Raw genomic sequence first — 22,629 nt, 5'->3', positions numbered from 1 at the left:
AATCGGGGCGTTTTGCATTTCAGAGTGTTTGTCAGATCACCGTGACGAACGGCAATGGAGCGTGCGACAGGTGTGCGACATGTTGTCACACGAGCGGCGTCGCCAGCGGTTTCACAGACACGGATTGGTGTGCTGTTACAAAAAAGGATTGGTATGTTTCGGCGTTTTTCGTGTTTTGAACGCGAGTGCCAGATCAGGCATTTTTAACAAGCGTCGGGATATGGCCAAAAGCCTTTGAATATCAGGCTTTGCGCAGTTCTGGTCTTCGGAAAAAGCCTTCAGAGCTGTCTGAGCTGACGCGGATACACCTACTATTTTTGGTGTTTTTGTTGAGAATCGATTTCGATAACATGCGGCACTTTTGCAAAAATGGCGATGGATTGTTGCTCGAACGGATAAAAATTATTTCGGGATAAGACATGGTGTATAGGGCGCTACCTATCTACAATCGCCCGCAATGAATTTCCGGCACTGTTCAGCCTTTATTAAGGAACTGAGCAGGAAGTCGGGTGTCGAGCAGGCCGGATGGCTGGCGAGACACCCAGGTGTCGGTGCCTTCCAACTTTCCGCACCAAATGGAATTGGTCTGTAACAAGGCCTTTGACCACGAATTCGAATAAGAACTTAACGCTGCTCCGGGATTTGTCGAGCGTCTGACGCGCGACGGGCGGCCCTTATTCAATCCAAAGAAAATGCCAACCCTTGGCAGGGTGAAGTGTTGGCGATCAAAACCCAACTGCATTGCGCAAGCTGCTTTAGAGGTCGTGAGATGAGTAAAAACAGGTACCCCAGATTACTAGGCCTAGTGCCGCTGCTCGGCACGTTGTTGCTGGGAGGCTGCAACATGACCTTGCTCAATCCAACGGGCCAGATCGGCCTGGAACAGCGCAACCTGATCATCACCGCGACCTTGCTGATGCTGTTGGTCGTGGTGCCGGTTATCGTCATGACCTTCCTGTTTGCCTGGAAGTACCGCGCGTCCAACAAGAACGCCGTCTACACCCCGAAGTGGTCGCACTCGACCAAAATCGAAGTGGCGGTCTGGACCATCCCGGTGCTGATCATTATTGCCCTGGGTTACATCACCTACATTTCGACCCACGAATTGGACCCGTATCGTCCGATTGAATCCGACGTCAAGCCTGTGACCATCGAAGTGGTCGCGCTGGACTGGAAGTGGCTGTTCATCTACCCGGAACAAGGCATTGCCACGGTCAACAAGATCGTGTTCCCGGCGCACACGCCCATCAACTTCAAGATCACCTCCGACGCTGTGATGAACTCGTTCTTCATCCCGGGTCTGGGCGGCCAGATCTACGCGATGGCGGGCATGCAGACCAAGCTGCACCTGATCGCTGACCGCAACGCTGAAATGGACGGTATCTCCGCCAACTACAGCGGCGCGGGTTTCACCGGCATGAAGTTCAAAGCCATCTCGACGACTCAGGAAGATTTCGACGCCTGGGTAAGCGAAGTCAAGAAGTCACCTAAACAGCTTGATCAAGCTGAATACGCAGCCCTTGCCAAACCGAGCCAGAACAACCCAGTCGAGCTCTACTCGTCGGTCACGCCCAACCAGTTCCAGATCATCGTCGACAAGTACGAAGGTATGAAGCCGGGCAAGCCGCTGAAGCACGAGAAGAAAGAGAAAGAAGTGGCGGCCACGGATATTGACTCGAGTTCGCATTCAGCTGCCGGGGCAGAGGAGTAAACGATGTTTGGTAAATTAAGTTGGGAAGCAGTCCCATTCCACGAGCCGATCGTGATGGTGACCATCGCCATGATCGCCCTCGGTGGTCTGGCGCTGTTCGCTGCAATCACCTACTTCAAGAAGTGGACGTACTTGTGGACCGAGTGGCTGACGTCGGTCGACCACAAGAAAATCGGCGTGATGTACATCGTCGTTGCCATGGTCATGCTGCTGCGCGGCTTTGCCGACGCGATCATGATGCGTACCCAGTTGGCCATGGCCACCGAGGGTTCGCCTGGCTACCTGCCGCCTGAACACTATGACCAGATCTTCACCGCTCACGGTGTGATCATGATCATCTTCATGGCGATGCCATTCTTCACCGGCCTGATGAACCTTGCAGTGCCGCTGCAGATCGGCGCGCGTGACGTTGCCTTCCCGTTCCTGAACTCCCTGAGCTTCTGGCTGCTGGTATCGGGCGTTGTGTTGATCAACCTGTCCCTGGGCGTCGGCGAATTCGCCAAGACCGGTTGGGTTGCCTATCCGCCGCTGTCGGGCTTGCAATACAGTCCTGGCGTGGGGATGGACTACTACATCTGGGCGCTACAGTTATCCGGGTTGGGTACGACGCTAACGGGGGTCAACTTCCTGGCCACCGTGCTGAAAATGCGTACCCCTGGCATGAAACTGATGGACATGCCGATCTTCACCTGGACCTGCACCTGGGCAAACGTTCTGATCGTGGCTTCGTTCCCGATCCTGACCGCTACGCTGGCACTGCTGACACTTGACCGTTACATGGATTTCCACATTTTCACCAATGAACTTGGTGGCAATCCAATGATGTACGTCAACCTGTTCTGGGCGTGGGGCCACCCTGAGGTATACATCCTGATCCTGCCGGCATTCGGCATCTTCTCGGAAGTGATCTCGGCGTTCACCGGCAAGAAACTGTTCGGCCACCACTCGATGATCTACGCCTCGGGCGCGATCTCGGTACTGGGCTTCATGGTTTGGCTGCACCACTTCTTCACCATGGGTTCGGGTGCGAGCGTCAACGCCTTCTTCGGTCTGGCGACGATGCTGATTTCCATCCCGACGGGTGTGAAGCTATTCAACTGGCTGTTTACCATCTACCAGGGCCGTCTGCGCTTCACCAGCCAGGTTCTGTGGACCCTGGGCTTCATGGTGACCTTCGCCATCGGCGGCATGACCGGCGTACTGCTGGCCATCCCGGGTGCTGACTTCGTTCTGCACAACAGCCTGTTCGTGATCGCGCACTTCCACAACGTGATCATCGGCGGTGCGGTATTCGGTTACATCGCCGGTTTCGGCTTCTACTTCCCGAAAGCGTTCGGCTTCAAGCTGCACGAAGGCTGGGGTAAAGCAGCGTTCTGGTTCTGGATCTCGGGCTTCTTCGTCGCGTTCATGCCGCTCTATGCACTGGGCTTCATGGGCATGACCCGTCGTCTGAACGCCACCACCAACCCTGAGTGGGTGCCGTACCTGTACGTTGCCATGTTCGGCGCGGTGATGATCGCTGTCGGTATCGCCTGTCAACTGATCCAGCTGTACGTCAGTGTGCGTGACCGTAACAAGCCAGAGAACGTGTGCGATCACGGTGACCCGTGGAATGGCCACACGCTGGAATGGTCGACCTCGTCGCCACCGCCGTTCTACAACTTCGCTGTGCTGCCTAAGGCTGACTGCATCGACCCGTTCACCGAAGCCAAGGAAAACGGTACCGCGTACCAGGCTCCGGCCAAGTACGAGCCGATCCACATGCCGAACAACACCGCCACTGGCGTGGTGATGGGCGCACTGCTGACCGTGTTCGGTTTCGCGATGATCTGGCACATCTGGTGGCTGGCGATCGCAAGTCTGGTCGGCACTGTCGTGTACTTCGTGATCCACGCTGCGCGTGACGACCAGGGCTATATGGTTCCGGTTGAAACGATCGAGCGCATCGAAGCCGAGCAGCACAAGCGTCTGGTTGCGGCAGGGAAAATCCCGGCTTCCGCCACCCGTGTTGAAACCTCGTTGGAACAGGCTTAAACCATGTCGAATTTAGTGACCAATGCTGGACACGCCCATGGTGACCATGGGCACGATGACCATCACCACGATTCGGGCGAGATGACCGTATACGGTTTCTGGCTCTACCTGATGACCGACTGCATTCTGTTTGCGTCGATCTTCGCGGTGTACGCGGTACTGGTAAACAACGTTGCCGGTGGCCCAGCCGGCCACGACATCTTCGAACTGCCCTACGTGCTGGGCGAAACCGCTCTGCTGTTGTTCAGTTCGATCACCTACGGCTTCGCCATGCTGGCGTTGTACAAAGGTAAAAAGCAGCAGGTTCTGGGTTGGCTGTTCATGACCTTCCTGCTCGGCGCTGGCTTTATCGCCATGGAGATCAACGAGTTCCACCTGCTGATCTCCGAGGGCTTCGGTCCTAGCCGTTCGGGCTTCCTGTCCGCGTTCTTCACCCTGGTCGGTACTCACGGTCTGCACGTTTCCGCGGGTCTGATCTGGATGGGCATCATGATGTACCAGGTCAACAAGCACGGCCTGACGGCGACCAACAAGACCCGTCTGAGCTGCCTGAGCCTGTTCTGGCACTTCCTGGACGTGGTGTGGATCTGCGTATTCACCGTTGTTTACCTGATGGGGACCCTGTAATGGCTAACGCACACTCCCATGACAGCCACGACGACAGCCACGGCAGCGTCAAGTCCTACGCAATCGGCTTTATCCTGTCGGTGATCCTGACGGCGATTCCGTTTGCGCTGGTGATGTACCCGTCGCTGCCGAAGTCGATCACGCTGATGATCGTTCTGGCTTTCGCCGTGATTCAAGTGGTTGTCCACCTCGTGTACTTCCTGCACCTGGATCGTTCGGCTGCGCAACGTAACAACGTGATTGCCTTCGTGTTCGCCGCGATCGTGATCGTGCTGCTGGTTGGCCTGTCGCTGTGGATCATGTTCAGCATCCACACCTACATGATGGCGAAGTGAGGTAAGACCCGATGTCGCTCAAGCACTTTATCCAAATCACCAAACCGGGGATCATTTTCGGTAACGTGCTTTCTGTGGCAGGCGGGTTCTTCCTGGCCTCGAAAGGGCATGTAGATCTGGCGGTGTTTCTGGCCGCCATGATCGGCACTTCCCTGGTTGTCGCCTCCGGTTGCGTGTTCAACAACTGCATCGACCGCGACATCGACCTGAAGATGGAACGCACCAAGAACCGGGTGCTGGTCCAGGGCTTGATCTCCCTGAAACTGGCCCTTGTCTACGCGACCATCCTGGGTGTTCTCGGCGTTGCATTGTTGTACAAGGTGGCCAACCCGTTGGCCGCTTTGTTCGCGGTCATCGGCTTCGTGATCTACGTCGGCTTCTACAGCCTGTACCTCAAGCGCAAGTCGGTTCACGGCACGCTGGTGGGCAGTCTGTCGGGCGCGATGCCGCCGGTGATTGGCTATGTTGCTGTGACCAACAGCTTCGACATGGCCGCACTGACGCTGCTGGTGATGTTCAGCCTGTGGCAGATGCCGCATTCCTACGCCATCGCGATCTTCCGCTTCAACGATTACCTGGCCGCATCGATTCCGGTGTTGCCGGTCAAGCGCGGGATTCAAGTGGCCAAGAAGCACATCCTGCTCTACATCCTGGCGTTCCTCGTGGCGACCTTGATGCTGACCTTCAGCGGCTATGCCGGCATGAGCTACCTCGCCGTTGCCGCGGCCATGGGCATGTACTGGTTGTACATGGCCTGGACCGGCTACAAAGCGGTGGATGACACGGTCTGGGCACGCAAGCTGTTTGTGTTCTCGATCTTCACCATCACCGCGTTGAGCGTCATGATGTCCCTGGACTTCAAGGTGCCGAGCGAGCTGTTGCTGACGTACGCGCCGTAAGGTTTACAGGTTGTACAAGAAACCCCGCCATCGAGAGATGTGCGGGGTTTTTTGTTGCTCGTCGTAAGGTCCCCTCACCCAACCCATTACTTCCGGGAGAGAGTGAGGGTTGCGACTGGAGTCCAAAACCCCTAGATTTGGATCCAACCATGACAGTGATAGCGCCATGCCATGCGCAGGTCTCGACTGTTATTCACGCATCAATCAAAAGGCTGGGCGAAATGACCGAGAGGATGACCTGCGACGAACGCTTCATTGGCCTGGCACAAGCGCTCAACTACGACATCTACGGCGAGAACACTGCCGGCGGCAATTACGCGCCGCTGATCCGTCATCATGATGAGCTGTACATCAGCGGCATGGTGCCGCGCACTAACGGCAAGATTCAGTACCCCGGTCGGGTTGGCCTGGAGTTGACGCTCGAGGATGCGCAGGCCGCCGCGAGCATCAGTGCGATGCGTTGCCTGGCACTGATCGTCGATGCGGTAGGGTCGCTGGACAAGATCAAGGCGTTGTTGCGGGTCACGGTGTACGTGAAGTCCACGGCGGACTTTGTTGACCTGAGCGAAGTGGCCAACGGTGCATCCGATGTGTTCAGTCACGTGCTCGGTGATGCCGGCCGGCATACACGCACCACGGTCGGTGTCTATCAGTTGCCCAAGAACGCGGCGATTGAGGTCGACATGATTGCCGCGTTGCACTCGGACGCATAACCTGCGCGCCGGACAACAAAAAGCCCCGCCTGAATCTCAGTGCGGGGCTTTTTCGCAAGCGTTGCCGTATTACTGCGCGGCGATGCTGTAGCCATCGAACGCGGTCTGCTGTTGCAGAGCGGTGATGATGTTCTTGCGGTTGACGGCGTGTTCGGTGCCGGCGTTGTCGACGAAGGTTTCGCCATCGAGTTCGGCTTCTTCACCTTCACCGACGAAGGTGAAACCCAGGAACTCCAGCGCTTCACGGTCAACGTTCAGGCGCGAGCGCGGTGTGCGCAGCGGCAGGGTCACACTGATGCCGTCCTTGCTGATGGTGAAGATTTCGACTTCTTTCCTGGCGCGCGCGGCTTTGCTCTTGCCGCCACTCGGGTTGCTGATGGCCTGATGCGTCTGGTTCAGCACTTTGAGGGCGAGGCCGTAGACGATTTCCTGAAACGCCGGATCGTCCTTGAAGCTGGACAGGATGCGGCTGATCGAAAACTGGCTGCTCAGGTCTTCGAGGGCGGCGATGTCGGCGGCCTCGGCGTCCTTCAGGCGCTTGAGTTCGCCCATCAGCTCGTAGGCCTTGTCGTCATCGAAGCTGTCGTGAGCCTGACGGATCGCGGTGCGCAGCTCGCGGATCTGGTCGCTCTCGCGGCTCGACTGAAACGCGTCCAGCACCATCTCGCTGATGATTTTGGCTTGTGGAAGGTGTTGTGAAAGATTGATGGAGTTTTCGTATTCCGCTTTGGACGATTCGGTGACTACGGATTCAGCGGTGTTGAAATCGGACATTGAAATTTCACTACTTTTTAACTTGAGTTGAGATGAGAAAGCGCGAGGTCTTTTTCAGGCCGCCTAATTTAGGGGAGCAGGGCGGCGTTGTCACGGAGCAACGGGCCGATGGTCTCAACTATTTGTCCGCGTGGTTACGATTCATCGACTGCGCCAGCCATTGCTCGGCGGTTTGCTGATCGACCGGCAAGGAAAAGTGGAACGTCGCACCGCGTCCGGTGACGTCCACCAACTGAATCTGGCGGCCATGCAGTTGCAGGATGCGGTGCACGATGCGCAGTCCCAAGCCACCGTCGCGTCGTGAGCCGCCGATATTGAACGGGCGCAGGAACAAACCTTCGCGCAGTTCGGGCGCGATGCCGGGGCCGGTGTCGCTCACGGTCACGTCGACGCCTGAGCCCTGGAACTTCAGGTCGAGTTCGATCTCGCCACCCTGAGGGGTATGGCGCAAAGCGTTGTCCACCAGATTGGTCAGCACCCGTTCGATCAGTCCCAGGTCAGCCCAGACGGTGGGCAGGTTCGGTACGAAACCGGCCTTGAGTTCGACCTGCCGCGCTTCGGCGCTGAGTTCGAATTTCTGGAAGATGTCCTGCACCAGATCGATCAGGGAAAAGCGCTCCAGCACCGGCTGCACAAAACCGTGTTCCAGGCGCACCAGTTCCAGCAGCGATTGCGCCAGCCCGCCGACCTTGCGGCTTTGATCGAGGGCGATGCCCAGGTAACGCCGCCGATCTTCGGGGGACAGCGTGGCGTCCTTGAGCGACAGGGTTTCCAGATAGCCATGCAGCGAGGCCAATGGTGTGCGCAGGTCGTGGGAAATATTGGCCACCAGTTCGCGGCGCTCCTGATCCTGACGAGTCAATGAACGCCACTGCTCACCGAGACGGTTTTGCATGTGCCGGAAGGTGGCATCGAGTATGGCGATCTCATCCGCATCAGTGCTTTTGTCCACCGGTGTCGACGTGGCGGGCAAGGGGGGCGGCGCACCGTCGATGTCGAAGCGGCTGACGGTATCGGTCAACCGTCGCAGTGGCCGGGTGATCAGGTTGAACGCGGTGAGACCGGCAATCAGGCACAGCAACGCGACCACGGCGATGGACAGCAACGCCGTGTTCAGCGCGGCGCTGGTGGCGCCGCGTTCGGCGTAACGGTCGTGTTCCTCGCTGAGCAACACCACGTACAGATAGCCGGCGGCTTTGCCATTGACCTGCAATGGCGCGGCGCTGAAGACCTTGCGCCCATCGACGCTGCGCGGGTCATCGCCGAGGATTGGCAGTGGCTGGCCGTTGAGCAGTTGGCGGATCGGCGCGAGGTCGACGTTGTCTCGCCGCATCCGGCCCTCGGGCGCCGCGTTACCGACAATGCGTCCCTCGGTATCGAGCAGATACACCTCGACACTCGGGTTGACCAGCATCAGTTGGCTGAACAGTTCCCGCACGGCGCCAGGCATCAAACCGTTGCTGTCCATGAGTACAGTGTCATGGGCGATGTGGCGCGCCAGATCCCGCGACAGCCCTTGCACCACCTCCAGCTCATGCATCTGGCTGGAACGCACTTGCAGCCATGCCGATGTACCACCGCACACCAGCAACAACACGGCGAATACCAGCGAGAGGCGCTGCGTCAGGGTCAGTTTCATGGCTGCTCGATACCGAATTTATAGCCGCGGCCCCACACGGTGAGGATGCGCGAGGGTTGCGCCGGGTCTTTTTCGATCTTCGCCCGCAGGCGATTGATGTGGGTGTTGACGGTGTGTTCGTAACCTTCGTGGCTGTAACCCCACACGGCGTTGAGCAGGTCCATGCGCGAAAACACTTTGCCCGGTTGCCGGGCGAAGAAATACAGCAAATCGAACTCCCGTGGCGTGAGGTCCAGTCGCTGAGCATCGAGGGTGACTTCGCGGGTGATCGGGTCGATGCTCAGGCCGTCGAGGCTCAGGCGACCGGCATCCATTTTCAGGTTGCGCGCCATGGCATCGACCCGGCGCAGCAGGGCTTTGACCCGCGCGACCAGCTCCAGCATCGAGAACGGTTTGGCGAGGTAGTCGTCGGCGCCCAGTTCCAGGCCAAGAATGCGGTGCAATTCGCTGGAGCGGGCGCTGGTGATGATGATCGGTGTGTAGCGCGCCATGGCACGGGCGCGGCGGCAGATTTCCAGACCGTCGACGCCCGGCAGCATCAGGTCGAGGACCAGCGCATCCCAGTGCCCTCGCTCCAGCAGGCGCATGCCCTCATCGCCGTCGGCGCTGTGTACAACGTCGTATTGCTCATCGCGCAGATGCAGGCAGATCAGGTCGGCGATGTGTTGGTCATCCTCGACCACCAGGATGCGTTTGGTTTGTTCCATGGAGCTCAATCCTTCGGCGCAATGAGCGCATTGTGCGGGTTTTCCTCAAGGCGAGTTATCACGAATTCGTTAACTTCCCGTGAGGATTTGGCGATCAACCCAAGCCTAGGCTGTGTTCCAAGATAGGTACCTGAAATTTTGGAGACGGCCATGTTTTCACGGCGGCAGATTCTCGTAGCGGGCGGCGGGCTGGGGCTTGCAGCCCTGGTAATCGGTGTATTGCCAAAATTGTCGACTGACGTACCGCTGATCAGCGAGGCACAGGCTGATGAAGCCTTTGAAGTGACTCACAGCGACAGCGAATGGCACTCGATCCTGACTGACGAGCAGTACCGGATCCTGCGTGAAGACGGCACCGAACGCGCCTACACCAGCCCTCTGAACAATGAACATCGCGCGGGCACCTTTGCCTGTGCCGGGTGCGATCTGGCGCTGTTTTCATCCGCGACCAAGTTCGACAGCCACACCGGTTGGCCCAGTTTCTGGGCACCGCTTGAACAGGCCGTGGCCACGCGCCAGGACCGCTCCTTCGGGATGGCTCGCGAAGAGGTTCACTGTCGACGCTGTGGCGGTCATTTGGGACATGTTTTCGATGACGGGCCGCAACCCACCGGGCTGCGTTACTGCATGAATGGCCTGGCGATGACCTTCAACGCTGTGGCGGCCTGAGCCATGGCACGTTTGCGCTCTTCACTTCAAACAGGACGACACTATGTGGCTCTTGGTTCTCGCTTATCTCGGTGGTGTGCTGACGATCGTCAGCCCTTGCATCCTGCCGGTTCTGCCTTTTGTCTTCGCTCGCACCGGGCAGCCGTTTATCAAGAGTGGCTTGCCGCTGCTGGCGGGGATGGCGGTCACCTTTGCGCTCGTCGCCTCGTTGGCGGCGGTGGGCGGCGGTTGGGTGGTGCAAGTCAATCAGTACGGTCGCTGGCTCGCGTTGCTGTTCGTTGCACTGTTCGGACTGACGTTGCTGCTGCCGCGAGTGACCGAACGTCTGACCCGTCCGCTGGTTTCGGCCGGCAGTCGTCTGTCAGAGGCTGCCGGCCAGGACAATCGCCCGCGTCCCGGCGCTTCGTTTCTGATCGGCGTTGCCACGGGGCTGCTCTGGGCACCCTGCGCAGGCCCCATTCTGGGGCTGATTCTGACCGGCGCCGCGCTGCAAGGGGCAAGCATCGCCACCACGCTGTTGTTGCTCGCCTACGCGGCGGGGGCCGCCACCTCGCTGGCGGCCGCTCTCCTGCTGGGCGCTAAGGTGTTTGCGCTGATGAAGCGCTCGATCGGCACCGGTGAGTGGATCCGTCGAGGCCTGGGCGCGCTGATGCTGGCCGGCGTGGCGGCGATTGCGCTGGGGCTGGATACCGGAATTCTCGCGCGGCTTTCAACGGCATCCACTGGCGGATTGGAACAGGCTTTGGTCGGCAAACTGTCGGGCAAACCTGCAAGCCCGAACGGCACGATGATGGCGCAGATTCCGGCGCAAGATGACGCGGCCAACGGCAGCATGATGGCCACCGGTGGCGCGATGAAAATGGCCGCAAAGGCCCCGGCAACCTTGCCGGTCGAAGGCCGGTTGCCGCCGCTCGATGGCGCAGTGCAATGGCTCAACTCGCCGCCCTTGGACGCTCAGGCATTGAAGGGCAAAGTGGTGCTGGTGGATTTCTGGACCTACTCCTGCATCAACTGCCTGCGCACGCTGCCCTACGTCAAAGCCTGGGCTGAAAAGTATCGCGATCAAGGCTTGGTGGTCATCGGCGTACACGCGCCGGAATTCGCCTTCGAGCGCGATGTCGGCAATGTCACCAAAGCCATGAAGGAACTGGGCATCAACTACCCGGTGGCCATCGATAACGACTACAAGATCTGGCGCGCCTTCAATAACGAATACTGGCCCGCACATTACTTTGCTGACGCTCAGGGACGGATTCGTTACCACCACTTTGGCGAAGGGGCTTACGCCGAGTCGGAACGCGTCATTCAGCAACTGTTGCGTGAAGCCGGTTCGAAAACCGTCGCCGATGGTTTGATCAATGCCGACGCCAAAGGCGTGCAACAGGCGCCGGACATGAACGAAGTGCAATCGCCGGAAACGTATATCGGCTACCAGCGTGCAGAACATTTCGTGCCGCAACTCAGCGTTGTTCCAGACAAAGTTTCGGCCTACACCCCACCGCCCCATCTGGCCCTGAATGACTGGAGTCTCGGCGGCCAATGGAACGTCGGTGCCGAACGCGCCACTGCCGGTGCAACGGCCAGCCGCATCGTTTACCGCTTCCATGCCCGCGACCTGCATCTGGTGCTCGGGCCGGGTGCGGATGGCAAACCGGTGCGTTTCAAAGTGTCGATTGATGGTCAGGCACCGGGTCAAGCGCACGGCGTCGATGTCTCCCCGGATGGCTCTGGCCAGGTCACTGAACAGCGCTTGTATCAGTTGGTGCGCCAGTCCGGCGGCGTGAAGGATCGAACTTTCAGCATCGAATTTCTCGACCCCGGCGTGTCGGCCTACGCCTTTACCTTCGGTTGATCAGGAGTCACGGACATGAAAAATCAAATGAGCTGGCGTCGAGTGTTGTTGGGTGTCGCGGTGGCCGGGGTGATCGGCCAATGTTCAGCCTTCTCCTTTGGCGGCGAAGACGCGGTGGTCATTCCACCGCCCACCCTCGACGAAGTCACACAGGCTCACAGTGAAACCGCTGTATTCGCGGGCGGTTGTTTCTGGGGCGTTCAGGGTGTTTTTCAGCATGTAAAAGGCGTGCAGAAAGCGGTTTCGGGATACGCCGGTGGCGCGGCCAATACCGCTGAATACGAGCGAGTCAGCGGCGGCGATACCGGCCACGCAGAATCGGTGCAAGTCACCTTCGACCCGACGCAGGTCAGCTATGGCAATCTGTTGCAGATCTACTTCTCGGTGGCGCACAACCCGACCGAACTCAATCGCCAAGGCCCGGACAGCGGCACTCAATACCGTTCGGCACTGTTCCCGGTCAACGCTGATCAGCAAAAGGTCGCGCAGGCCTACATCACTCAACTCGACGCGGCCCATGTCTTCAGCAAACCCATCGTCACCAGGCTTGAAAGCTACAACGGCTTCTACCCGGCGGAGGACTATCACCAGGACTTCCTGACCGAGCACCCGAGCTACCCGTACATCGTGATCAACGACATGCCGAAAGTGGCGCAGTTGAAGCAGTTGTTCGGGGAGCGATATCAGGAGAAACCGGTGTTGGTAAAGAGCGGTTCCTGAATCATTGAGCGCCCAAAGACGGGCGTTGTGCCTGAAGCGTTCGCAGCAGCCAATAGAACTTCAGCGAGCGGGTGCTGATCAGTCCGCAGACAAAACCGGACGCTGCGGCCTTGAGCAACAACATGTCCGCAGCCGTGCTGTGTTCCGGGTGCACGTCATCCTGATAGCCGAAGTAGTAGTTCACCGCAAAAAACAGCAGCAACAACATCAGCGCTTTCCAGGTGCCCGGCACAACCAATCCGGTTTCCGGGTCGTCGAGCTTCACGCCCTCGCGGGAAAAAATCAGCCATGCCGACAGGGCGCCGAGGGTCAAAGCGATAAACCAGCCGCCCAGCGTAAAACCGGGATCAACTGACAGGTTCAGCGAAAACAGCGACCAGACCAGCAGCGCCAATGGAGTCGACAGTAGAGATAACCGGCTCTCGTGCTGAGGCTTGCGAGCCTTCAGGCCGTAATACATCAGGATCACAAAAACCACGTAAACCCACAGCGGGGTGTTTTGCAAAATGGCGAGCATCGCGCAGCGTCCGTGCTGGAAAAAGGAGGATCATAGCCGTTGTCATCGTGCTTGACGGTTATTTCAATCGCGGGCGCTCCATGACAATCAGCGACGTTTCCCCCCCCAAACTGTCGGTAATGCCTCGCGCGAAGCCGATGATCTGCCCGTAGTACAGCGCGACAGCGGTGCATTGAGAGTTTTCGATCAGCTGCGCAAAGGACCCGCGGGAATCTGTTTGATGGTGCCGGGAGTCAGGGTCTGCCCCATGCCCGCATCGCGAATTCGACGAAGCGCCGCAGCTTGGGCAGGCGATAGCGATCCGGGGCATACAGCAGATGTAACGGGCGGCTGGGCGGTTGGTAGTCGGGGATTACCGTGATCAGTCTGCCATCGCGCAGATCCTGCTCCACCAACGCATCGGGCAGCATCACGATGCCCATGCCGTTGCGCGCCGCCTGATGCAGGCCGGCGGAGCTGTTGATCAGCATCGGCCCGCTGACGTCGACCATGATTTCGCCGTCCGGGCCGCTGAGGCGCCAACGTTTTTCCACCGATTGCCAGTCATCCCCGGTGGGGTAGGCGAAGGACAGACAGTCATGCTGTTGCAGGTCTTGCGGCGTCAGCGGCATGCCGCGCCGTGCCACATAGTCGGGCGACGCGCAGACCGTCAGGGTGTAATCGATCAATGGCCGCGCAATCAGGTTGGACTGCTCGAAGTTGCCCAGCCGGAAAGCGACGTCGAGGCCGTTTTCCAGCAGATCCGGGCGGCTGTTGGTCAGCACCACGTCGAGTTTGACCTTTGGCCATTGCAGGGAAAACTCACTGAGCGCCGGGGCCATGCGTTCAACGCCGAAGGTCAGCGGAGCTGTGATGCGCAAGATGCCGCGGGGTTCGTCCAGAGCCTGCTCGGCGAGACGCTCAGAGTCCGCCACCAGCCCCAACACATCCAGGCAACGCTGGTAGTAAACGCTGCCGAACTCGGTCAGTCGCTGGCGCCGGGTGGTGCGTTGCAGCAGTTGTACGCCGAGCCGTTGCTCCAGTGCTCGCAGATGATTGCCGACCATCGTCGTCGACATGTCGCACTGCAACGCGGCTGCCGTCATGCTCCCCGCTTCGACGACTTTGACGTAGACGCTCATCGACTGGAACAGATCCATTATCAAGCTCTGCTTTTAAATGATTTAAGTTTTACCGAGTTTATCCAGTTCTGGTGGCTAACCATACTGCAAACACACCGACCTTCACTGGAGTTTGAAGTCATGACCGCCGCCCTGATGAACACCTACCAACCACTGGCCCTGAGTTTCACTAAAGGACTGGGCACCCGACTGTGGGATCAGGCCGGCCGCGAGTATCTGGATGCGGTCGCTGGTGTGGCGGTGACCAATGTCGGCCACTCGCATCCACGAATCGTTTCGGCGATCAGCGAGCAGGCCGGTCTGCTGCTGCACACCTCCAACCTGTACAGCATCGACTGGCAGCAACAGCTTGCAAAACGGCTGACGGAGCTGTCGGGAATGGAGCGGGCGTTCTTCAATAACTCTGGCGCCGAGGCCAACGAGACGGCGTTGAAACTCGCGCGGTTGTATGGCTGGCGCAAAGGTATCGAGCAGCCGCTGGTGGTGGTGATGGCCAACGCTTTCCATGGCCGCACTCTCGGCACGTTGTCCGCCAGCGATGGCCCGGCAGTGCGCCTGGGCTTCAATGAATTGCCGGGGGACTTCGTCAAAGTGCCGTTCGGTGATCTGGCGGCACTGGAGCACATTCAGCGCAAGCACGGCGAGCGGATCGTGGCGATTCTGGTCGAGCCGATTCAAGGCGAAAGCGGCGTACAACTCGCGCCACCCGGTTACCTCAAGGCCCTGCGCGAAATCTGTAATAACCACGCCTGGCTGCTGATGCTCGATGAGATTCAGACAGGCATCGGCCGCACCGCCCAGTGGTTTGCTTTTCAGCATGAGGGCATCGTTCCGGACGTCATGACGCTGGCAAAAGGCTTGGGCAATGGCGTGCCGATTGGCGCTTGCCTGGCCCGGGGCCGGGCGGCAGATCTATTCACCCCGGGCAGCCATGGCAGCACGTTTGGCGGTAATCCGTTGGCTTGCCGTGTTGCTTGCACGGTGCTGGATATCATCGAAGAACAGGGGTTACTGGAGAACGCCCGTATTCAGGGCGAGCGGCTGTTAACTCGGTTACGCGCAGAGCTGGCGGACAACCCCAATGTGCTGGCCATTCGTGGGCAGGGCTTGATGATCGGTATCGAACTGAAACAGCCGATTCGCGATCTGACATTGATCGCTGCGCGCGATCACGGGCTGCTGATCAACGTCACGCGCGGCAAGACCATACGGCTGCTGCCGCCGCTGACGATTGATGAGCGGGAGGTGGATATGATTGTCAGAGGTGTGGGGCAGGCGGTGGGGCTTGATTCTTAGTAGTGATATCTGCACATGACGATACAAATTTGGCCTTCCGCGATTGTATACCGTTCTCGGTCAACGGCTTGTTTTCAGACACTGCATTTCCTTCAGAACTGAGCTGCTTGCGCCAGTTGGACAAAGACATTTCGCTGACCCCTTCTCGCCGGGAAACCTCGGCCATCGACAGGTTCAGCGGGGGAAGCAGCATCTTAAGTAATGCGGCTCTGCGTTCAGGTGAATAGTACGGCACGACCAGTCTCTTTCCGCCCCCGATATGCTTTTTTTGGAGAAACCGGAGAGGCGAAAACTATCCTGACACCGGGGGGTAAGCCCAGAAAGGCCGGTTGGTCTTTACGAAGTCCGCTTTCGCATACTCCGGACCATAACGTGTGGGGTTTTTTACGCCGGGGGCCGGGAAGTAGCGTGTTTCCGAGGCGGTTTTAAGAACGAATTGTGCTCGAACGGCCAGATCGTCCCTATTTGAATTTGGAGCGACTTGAATTCTTTATAGGCTGCCTTTCGTCCAAGGCCTTTCCCCGACCAAACACCGTTTAATCAACGTATTTAACTGCTTTTGCCATAAGGTTCGGGCGATCCAAGGTGTCTATAGCGTCGATTTTGCCAAGCATTTCCTTAACCTTTGCTTTAAAGGTATCGTTGTCCATATCGATCCAATAACGTGCTGGTCGACCATTTTTTACATCATGTTCAGAAGTGGTCGGATCCAGATTTCGGTAGGGCTCATACAGCGGGATTTCAGGCAGTGGACGTTGGGTGTCCATAAAGTTTTGCAAGAAGTCCCAGAGTGCACAGGGTCTTTGTGTCGTATTGTCAGGGGTTATCAGGGCGCTTAGATTAATGGTGGCATCACTATAGCGATGAGCGAGTTGTAATCCATTCGTGGGCAACCCTTGGCGATCCGGTGAAGTTACGATATAGGCATCGAATTCGTGAAATGGTGCAACCATGTCAGCGGTTTGACTTTGTATTTTTGGACGCGCGCTATTGAAAATAGTCACCTGTCCTGTGACACGATTCAACTCCCATAGTGGCGCTTTGGGAGGTCGAAACCAGACTTTCGGAAAATAATTGACAATGATGCTACTAATTAACCAGGGTGGGAGTAGTGTTTTTATAATGAGTAATGTGATGGAGTTGTTTGTGAGTTCTCTTATGTGGAATTCAGATGAATCCATTTCAAATAGCAAGTCAATCAAAAAACACAGTGGGAGGAGAATGATCAATCCCCATTTGCAAAAAGTTCTGAGCGAGAGCCAGAATTGAGATCGAAAGGGCAATTGAGCGAACCGGAATCGCACATGATCATATTTACAGTGCAGTTCCACATCTTCGAATGGGCGTGGCACGTATTTCCCATTCGCTTTCATCTCTGCCTTTTCTTTCTCCCATTGCTCCCAAAAACGCATACTTTCTGGTTTTGGATCTTCCATTATGTTTTCTGGAACCACATCTTGCGTGTAACCCCAAGGCAAGCGCGTGCCGGTAAGTTTGTGAAGGGGGCTACGCTTCGCTGAATCTGCTTGCACGGGTATGAGGTCCGCCCGGTAAGCGTCTTTAGAGTAGTAAAGCTGCAGTTCAGCGTCTTTTGACATGTTCAGGCCTTGTTCGTCTGCTCGTCGGCCCAGAACGGGCGGTTGGTTTTGTTAAAGTCTGCCTTGGCATACGCTGCGCTAAAACGAGTAGGGTCTTTTACACCGGGTGCTGGAAAGTAACGTGTTTCAGACTGGTTTTTTAAAACGAACTGCGCACGTACAGCCCATTCGAACCCCGTTGACTTTTTGGGTGTGATGATCATTTTTGGAGTATCAACGTACAGCTCCAGCGCATCCATGTATATACGCTGTGCTTTGTAAACTGGAGGGCTTCCAGATACGTTTTTCTGAGTTGATATTGGCGAACCGCGAAAATTAGTAGTCACCACTTCACGCATTCGACACTCGGCCTGAATTCCAATACTGCCTATGCTTCCAATAAGCCCGGGCAGTCTGCTTTCGATACGAATCAGAGTGTTGGCGCTCCGGACTTCAAAAGGGTTTTCCGAATGTATGTCAAGTTTTGCGTTGGGATCATAAAGCGTGTTTTGTTTCACCGAAATTCCGATGCCGGAAAGCAACCCGATCAATCGATAAAAAGCCTCTTGCGGATCTTTAAGATGCTTGGCGTTGTCCTCACCCTCCGATGCAAAAGGGCCGTTCAGGAGCCAATCCTCCAATGGAGTGCTACTGAGCCAAAGTACTAAGCTTGCTCCAGTGCCGATGAGCAAGAGCGCCAGCCAACCCAAAGGGGTCAATCCGAGCACCGGACCAGCACTCGCCGCACCCGTTGCCATTCCGGCAACCACACCAGCTGCGGCACCGCCAGCCATCAGCAAGTATCCATACATCGCATTGTCATTCCATTGCCAAGCATACCAGGCATCGTAAAGGCTTATGCCAGCAAAAATGATTCCTGAGAATGATTGTGTGATCAATCGAGCCGTGATTTTTTGTGTTAGTCGTTCAGTCAGGGCTTTGCCGATCCACCTTTTTACATTGCTGTCTGCCAAGTCGTAAATCGGTTTTCGGGCTAACGCTAGCGCGGATTGGGTCCCCACCAGTTTTATAGTCAATGACTCCATTGCGATTATCAGGTCTATTCCAGCAGCCAAAACCCCCAATCGGACTCGGTTTTTGTTTTTCTCTCTGCTAGCAGCCTCCCTTCCTTGAAACTCTGCATTCACATTCCACATTTCAAGCATCAGTACTGCTATTGAGAACGGGCGGGAATTTAAAATTCGGAATGTGGGGGCGTTATTGCGAGTTCTGTGCTGATCCACTGCATCAGTGAGAGCGGATCCGGTCTGTACGACTCGTGCATTCGCTGCATCGGATGCCGCATTGGAAAGTTGGGCCGCCTTAAGTTGCTGGTTCATGTTTCTGACTAACTGCGCAGTACTATGATTGCGCGGGATTGCCAGCACCAAATGTTCGGAGCTTACGACGCCGGCTTCAGGCAAACGCGTTCGATCTGTGCTGCCTAAAAGTTTCCCCTTATTGTCCAGAAACTCTCCGTAGTACGTTACGGGTACAGATTCACGGGTGGGAAGATCTTCCAGACCAAAGAGATAGTAGTTTTGTGTGACGGCTCCTCGACGCATGAAGTAGGCGGGGCCGAATGTGTTCGGCATCATACTGCGAAGCTGCTCCACTCCTCGTGCGTGCAGTTTCACATTGACGGGACGCGCGCGTTCCGCAAGTCGATCACGTGTCTTTTGCATCCGATCATTTGCCCGGTTTCGGGCATCATTACTTGCACCGGCATCGGCTGACGCCTGATTGAATGCCACCCGCGACGGCAGGGTGGCAGCTAGCGCATTTTCCACCGCCGATTGAAGCGTGTCGTAGATGCCGAGAAGAGCGCTACTCATATTCTTGCCGCTAGTTATTAGAAAACTATCGAGGCTGGCGCCAGCCAGAAGGTTGGCCACGATATCAGCATCCATAGTGGTTAGCTGGGCAGCAGCGGGTGGTTCTTTGTTCTCGAGTTTCGCTAGCTCAGAAGCGCGGTACTTTCCATCCCCTTTGTTTTTTTCCGGCTGCGGCACTTGATAGGGTTTGCAGGCGCGTTCCATATCGCATTCAGGCCAGAACATAAGATGTAACGGCGTTTCGGCGCTATTGGCCAAAGTGGCCAACCACTGCTGTCCCGGTGTGGCTTTAGGGCTGTACAGGGTGACACCGCTCACAGCATCGACTACGTCACCGCTTGGCGCCAGAGGATCAAGACGCGAGGGGGGGGGCCGCAAGCGCAGCTATTGTTTGGCTGATGACGAACAGGGCAGACAAGTAGTCAAAGCCATCAAGACTCAGATGATCGGCCAGGGTTTGTTGCGTGATGTCCTGTTGCAAGCTTTCAGTCAGTAGATTCTGAGCACTATTCATGTGGTGCCACACCATCGTTCGTTCCAGAACGGCGGTGCACTGATTGATTCGCTGCTTTCCTGTACCGCCAACTTTTTCAAGGCTTGCATGCAACGGGTTAGATTTACCTTGTAGATTACTGGGTACTACCAACTGTTGTATGAGCAAGGCACTGGCATGGTTGGCTTGTTGGGTCGCATGACGTGCGCAAAGTTTTAGCAGTTCCTGATGGGTTTCCAAACGACTCTTCAGATGTCTGAGTCGGTAGCGTGGATCCTCAAGCAGTACACCACAGATTTGCCGTTGCCTTGCCTTGGCAAGCGTATCTGCAACGCTGGCTTGGGCTATCCATACGTCGGTAGGCGCCTCCCTGTTGTCAGAGGCGGCTGGTGCCGGCATTGACGCAGCCAATGCGTCAGTTACCGCACTCAACTCGAGCAATTCGGTACGCTGCACTGGATCGTTATTTTCTGATGTGCCTTTGGTACACGCCTGGAGGAACGCTTTGGCTTTTTGACTGGCTGTAACGGGGAATTGTCCGGAGAGATCACACAGATAGCGGCCTGGATGATCGAGTAGTCCTTCATAGCCTGGCTCGCGCGATCGTTGAGGTGCTACCACGCTGACTGGAAAGAAACCGCTTTCGAGATTGCGTTTGACGACGGTGGCCTTCGCCGCTGCGGTGCTATTGGCGTAGTTGTGAACATTGAAATTTGAAAATGCCTCAAGCATGGCCTTGCCATCGGGCTTACCGGTGTACAGATCTTTAAAGCTCTTGTTGGAGCAAGTCAGATTTTGCGGGTTCCTGCAGCGTTGGCTGCGCAAGCGGCTGTCTTCTTCAAAGCGTTGTAGGCGAGCCGCGTGCAGTTGTATTTCAGAAAAGCACATCTGTAGGTCGCGCACTTTCTGATTGTTCCAGAGAGAAGGTATCCAAATATCTTCCAGCGCCACCCCAGTGACTTTTCGGTCATCTGTTTTAAATATCTTTCCTTGCCGGTAGTGAGCAATGTCCACGTCGTGATACGTCGTTTTTCCTTCAAGGATTCGAACTTCCAGTTCACGCCATAGTTTGCCCTTGTAAAAGACATAGATGAACCCTGCCCGAGCCAGCACTGGGGTACCGTAGTCATACGCACTTTTTGAGCCGGGAAGCGAAACGAAAGGTAGAACGGGTACGAGTTGGTTCCACTGAACGTCGGATTCGCGTGGTGTTGATCGAACATCAGAAAGCAGGGGCAACCGGATGGGTTTACCCTGCGTTGAGTCGATTTCCAGCCAAAGTTTACGTTTGGCTTCACCGGTGCAATTCCATACATGCAAAACGCTGCTGCAAATTTCTTTTTCCGGCGGCTCCGTCTGTGCCTTCTGAACTTTGTCGGCAGGATCACACAACACTACTTTCTGGGTTGCAGGATGGTCCTTGCCAATGACTTGGACGATCACCTTGGAGGCTTCGCAAGCAGGGCCAGAGCTTAAGCTCCCAACGGGTTTACTCATGTCAGGGACTCCTTGTTCTCGAAATTGCTACTTAGATACTGCCGCAGAAGTTCCAGGCGTTCTTCGCCACCACCACACTTGGGAACCATTGGAGTTTGTGTGTTCGGGTAACTGGCACGTAGCGACAAGTATTCGTTCAACTCTTGCGGCTCTAAGAAACCATCCGCGATGCCTTCATCCAGGAATTGGGCTGCATCAGCCAGCGACGCATTGCTCTGCTTGTGCCACCATAAATAGACAAAATGTTCTTTCTGTTGCCGCTGCAAGGCTTGTTCATGAAGCACATCTAGATGCAGAGAGTTCAGCCCGTCGTTTTCTTTCCAGTCACGCGTATTCCCATTCTCTACACTGAACCAGCGAAGTGAATTGTTTGCCAAGTCGAACCATGTACCGCCATACCAGTTCATCCGGTTAATAGGACCCATCCAGGTGCCGGAAGTCGTCTCGTCCTTAACTGTAAAGAAGTAGCTCGCTGTCCTTGGATTGGAATAACGAAGCACCCCTTTGCGCTCGGTGTCGAAACGTATAAACAGAATATACCGAAGGTGTGCCAACAGATTTTCATTGGATGCCTGGCTTTCTATGATCAGCCCTGGCCATGCTGAAGGTATCTCGCGCATTTGTTCGATAATAAAAGCGCTGGATGCCGACTCAAGCCAGATTGGACTTTGCTCCGTGTACTCTTGCAGTTCGGTCGATTCGAACAAGAGCGTTGGATTGGGATCGGGCACGCGTTGGTACAGTTTTTCCAATAGATCGTCCGTGCGCTCCAGCAATACCGAAATACTCATGTATTTGCTCCCGCCATCAATGCTTTCCGGCAGGGGCAATCTGTCAATGGGCACTCCATTGGCGTCCCACCTTTGGGTTTTTGGCAAAGCTCCACAATGGGTACATTTTCACGCAGACGCTGCTGCAGGAGCATGCCTGGCTTATCCGCATCCGCCTGCTTCAACGGCCCCGGCAACAACGGGGCAGCGCCCGTGCCGCTACCCGGACCACCGCCTGAGTTCATGTTGATTACCGGCCCGCTCATGGTCACGCCGCCGGCATCAATCTTGATAAAGCTGCCGCCACCGACCAGGGTCAATTCGGCGCCGGCTTCCATCACCACTTTCATGCCGCTGCTTAGGTGGATTTCCTGGCCGGCATCGATGAACTGCCCAGTCCCAATTTTGATGTGCTGGTTCACGCCCACGGTCAGGTGATCGTTGGCCCGAGCTTCAACTTTTCGGTCTTCGTAAACCGTGTGGTGTTCTTCGGCCTTGAATTCCGTGTAGCTGTTCTGCTCGACGGTGTCGTGGCGTTCGTTACCGACACGGATCTTCTGGTCATGCTCGATGTTTTCGTCCCAGTCGCGCTGGGCGTGCAGGAAGATCTGTTCCTGGCCTTTTTGTCTTCGATGCGCAGTTCGTTGAAGCCGCCACCGCCCATCGAGCTCAGGGTTTTGAAGGTGCTGCGCGTCTTGTTCGCCGGCAGGGCGTAGGGGACGGTGTTTTCCTTGTGGTACAGGCAGCCGCTGATCAGCGGTTGATCGGGGTCGCCTTCGAGGAAGGTGACGAGCACTTCCATGCCGATGCGCGGGATGGCGATGCCGCCGTACTGGGCGCCGG

The 22,629-nt window shown here is 56.6% G+C and carries 19 protein-coding genes and 2 pseudogenes; 10 read left to right on the top strand and 11 right to left on the bottom strand.

Going from position 1 to position 22,629, the window contains the following annotated elements; genetic code table 11:
* The first annotated feature begins 769 nt into the window (after positions 1-769).
* The 6 genes from cyoA to AACY18_RS15220 all read left to right on the top strand — a co-directional run bounded on the left by cyoA (position 770) and on the right by AACY18_RS15220 (position 6,319).
* A complete protein-coding gene (gene cyoA / locus AACY18_RS15245) occupies positions 770-1,711 on the top strand; it encodes a ubiquinol oxidase subunit II (protein ID WP_339432141.1) in 942 nt (313 codons plus the stop codon).
* Between the two features lie 3 nt (positions 1,712-1,714).
* Positions 1,715-3,745 (top strand): cytochrome o ubiquinol oxidase subunit I, encoded by a 2,031-nt coding sequence (gene cyoB, locus AACY18_RS15240; protein WP_339465291.1) that lies wholly within the window; start codon positions 1,715-1,717, stop codon positions 3,743-3,745.
* A 3-nt stretch (positions 3,746-3,748) separates the two neighbouring features.
* Positions 3,749-4,372 carry a cytochrome o ubiquinol oxidase subunit III gene (gene cyoC, locus AACY18_RS15235; protein ID WP_221731492.1) on the top strand — a complete coding sequence of 208 codons (624 nt, stop codon included), beginning with the start codon at positions 3,749-3,751 and terminating at the stop codon, positions 4,370-4,372.
* Positions 4,372-4,707 (top strand): cytochrome o ubiquinol oxidase subunit IV, encoded by a 336-nt coding sequence (cyoD, locus tag AACY18_RS15230; RefSeq protein WP_221731491.1) that lies wholly within the window; start codon positions 4,372-4,374, stop codon positions 4,705-4,707. Before cyoC ends, cyoD begins: the two co-directional genes overlap by 1 nt.
* An 11-nt stretch (positions 4,708-4,718) precedes the next feature.
* Entirely contained in the window at positions 4,719-5,606 is an 888-nt protein-coding gene (cyoE, locus tag AACY18_RS15225) for a heme o synthase (protein WP_332766113.1), read from the top strand.
* Between the two features lie 221 nt (positions 5,607-5,827).
* Positions 5,828-6,319, top strand: a complete 492-nt coding sequence (locus AACY18_RS15220; protein ID WP_339432139.1) for a RidA family protein — start codon at positions 5,828-5,830, stop codon at positions 6,317-6,319.
* A gap of 69 nt (positions 6,320-6,388) precedes the next feature.
* Here AACY18_RS15220 and AACY18_RS15215 read toward each other — a convergent pair whose 3' ends face one another.
* The 3 genes from AACY18_RS15215 to AACY18_RS15205 form a co-directional block, all read right to left on the bottom strand.
* Positions 6,389-7,093, bottom strand: a complete 705-nt coding sequence (locus AACY18_RS15215) for a hypothetical protein (protein ID WP_339432138.1) — start codon at positions 7,091-7,093, stop codon at positions 6,389-6,391.
* Positions 7,094-7,211: 118 nt separating this feature from the next.
* A complete protein-coding gene (locus AACY18_RS15210; RefSeq protein WP_339465289.1) occupies positions 7,212-8,732 on the bottom strand; it encodes a sensor histidine kinase in 1,521 nt (506 codons plus the stop codon).
* Complete coding sequence (locus AACY18_RS15205) at positions 8,729-9,439, bottom strand: response regulator transcription factor (protein WP_339432136.1); 711 nt, start codon at positions 9,437-9,439, stop codon at positions 8,729-8,731. Before AACY18_RS15205 ends, AACY18_RS15210 begins: the two co-directional genes overlap by 4 nt.
* A 150-nt stretch (positions 9,440-9,589) precedes the next feature.
* Between AACY18_RS15205 and msrB the strand changes: the two genes are divergently transcribed.
* The 3 genes from msrB to msrA are packed head-to-tail and all read left to right on the top strand — an operon-like array spanning position 9,590 to position 12,680.
* The gene (gene msrB, locus AACY18_RS15200; protein ID WP_339465287.1) at positions 9,590-10,108 is read left to right on the top strand and encodes a peptide-methionine (R)-S-oxide reductase MsrB; all 519 of its coding nucleotides are present in this window, start codon (positions 9,590-9,592) and stop codon (positions 10,106-10,108) included.
* Positions 10,109-10,151: 43 nt separating this feature from the next.
* Entirely contained in the window at positions 10,152-11,960 is a 1,809-nt protein-coding gene (locus AACY18_RS15195; protein WP_339465285.1) for a cytochrome c biogenesis protein DipZ, read from the top strand.
* 15 nt (positions 11,961-11,975) lie between these two features.
* Entirely contained in the window at positions 11,976-12,680 is a 705-nt protein-coding gene (gene msrA, locus AACY18_RS15190) for a peptide-methionine (S)-S-oxide reductase MsrA (protein WP_339432133.1), read from the top strand.
* Position 12,681: 1 nt separating this feature from the next.
* On the opposite strand, the gene AACY18_RS15185 is transcribed toward msrA, so the two are convergent.
* Both AACY18_RS15185 and AACY18_RS15180 read right to left on the bottom strand, forming a co-directional pair.
* Entirely contained in the window at positions 12,682-13,197 is a 516-nt protein-coding gene (locus AACY18_RS15185; RefSeq protein ID WP_339465283.1) for a hypothetical protein, read from the bottom strand.
* Positions 13,198-13,430: 233 nt separating this feature from the next.
* The gene (locus AACY18_RS15180; protein ID WP_339465281.1) at positions 13,431-14,336 is read right to left on the bottom strand and encodes a LysR family transcriptional regulator; all 906 of its coding nucleotides are present in this window, start codon (positions 14,334-14,336) and stop codon (positions 13,431-13,433) included.
* 102 nt (positions 14,337-14,438) lie between these two features.
* Here AACY18_RS15180 and AACY18_RS15175 point away from each other — a divergent pair, with 102 nt between their 5' ends.
* A complete protein-coding gene (locus AACY18_RS15175; protein ID WP_339465280.1) occupies positions 14,439-15,614 on the top strand; it encodes an aspartate aminotransferase family protein in 1,176 nt (391 codons plus the stop codon).
* A gap of 25 nt (positions 15,615-15,639) precedes the next feature.
* Here AACY18_RS15175 and AACY18_RS15170 read toward each other — a convergent pair.
* From AACY18_RS15170 to AACY18_RS15145, 6 genes and pseudogenes are all read right to left on the bottom strand, one after another.
* Positions 15,640-15,849: pseudogene (locus AACY18_RS15170) on the bottom strand (transposase); the annotation flags it as partial.
* Positions 15,850-16,150: 301 nt separating this feature from the next.
* Positions 16,151-17,050 (bottom strand): hypothetical protein, encoded by a 900-nt coding sequence (locus AACY18_RS15165; protein WP_339465334.1) that lies wholly within the window; start codon positions 17,048-17,050, stop codon positions 16,151-16,153.
* Positions 17,051-17,214: 164 nt separating this feature from the next.
* The gene (locus AACY18_RS15160) at positions 17,215-19,293 is read right to left on the bottom strand and encodes a hypothetical protein (protein WP_339465279.1); all 2,079 of its coding nucleotides are present in this window, start codon (positions 19,291-19,293) and stop codon (positions 17,215-17,217) included.
* 85 nt (positions 19,294-19,378) lie between these two features.
* Entirely contained in the window at positions 19,379-21,016 is a 1,638-nt protein-coding gene (locus AACY18_RS15155) for a hypothetical protein (RefSeq protein WP_339465278.1), read from the bottom strand.
* Complete coding sequence (locus AACY18_RS15150) at positions 21,013-21,807, bottom strand: DUF4123 domain-containing protein (RefSeq protein WP_339465276.1); 795 nt, start codon at positions 21,805-21,807, stop codon at positions 21,013-21,015. The genes AACY18_RS15155 and AACY18_RS15150 overlap by 4 nt, the downstream gene beginning before the upstream one ends.
* Positions 21,804-22,629: pseudogene (locus AACY18_RS15145) on the bottom strand (type VI secretion system Vgr family protein); the annotation flags it as partial. The gene AACY18_RS15150 and the pseudogene AACY18_RS15145, both read right to left, overlap by 4 nt.

Source organism: Pseudomonas sp. EA_65y_Pfl2_P74 (assembly GCF_963970575.1).
GTDB classification, from domain to species: domain Bacteria; phylum Pseudomonadota; class Gammaproteobacteria; order Pseudomonadales; family Pseudomonadaceae; genus Aquipseudomonas; species Aquipseudomonas baetica_A.
Note: the sequence above shows the minus strand (reverse complement) of the source record. Positions and strands in the feature narration are given on the sequence as shown.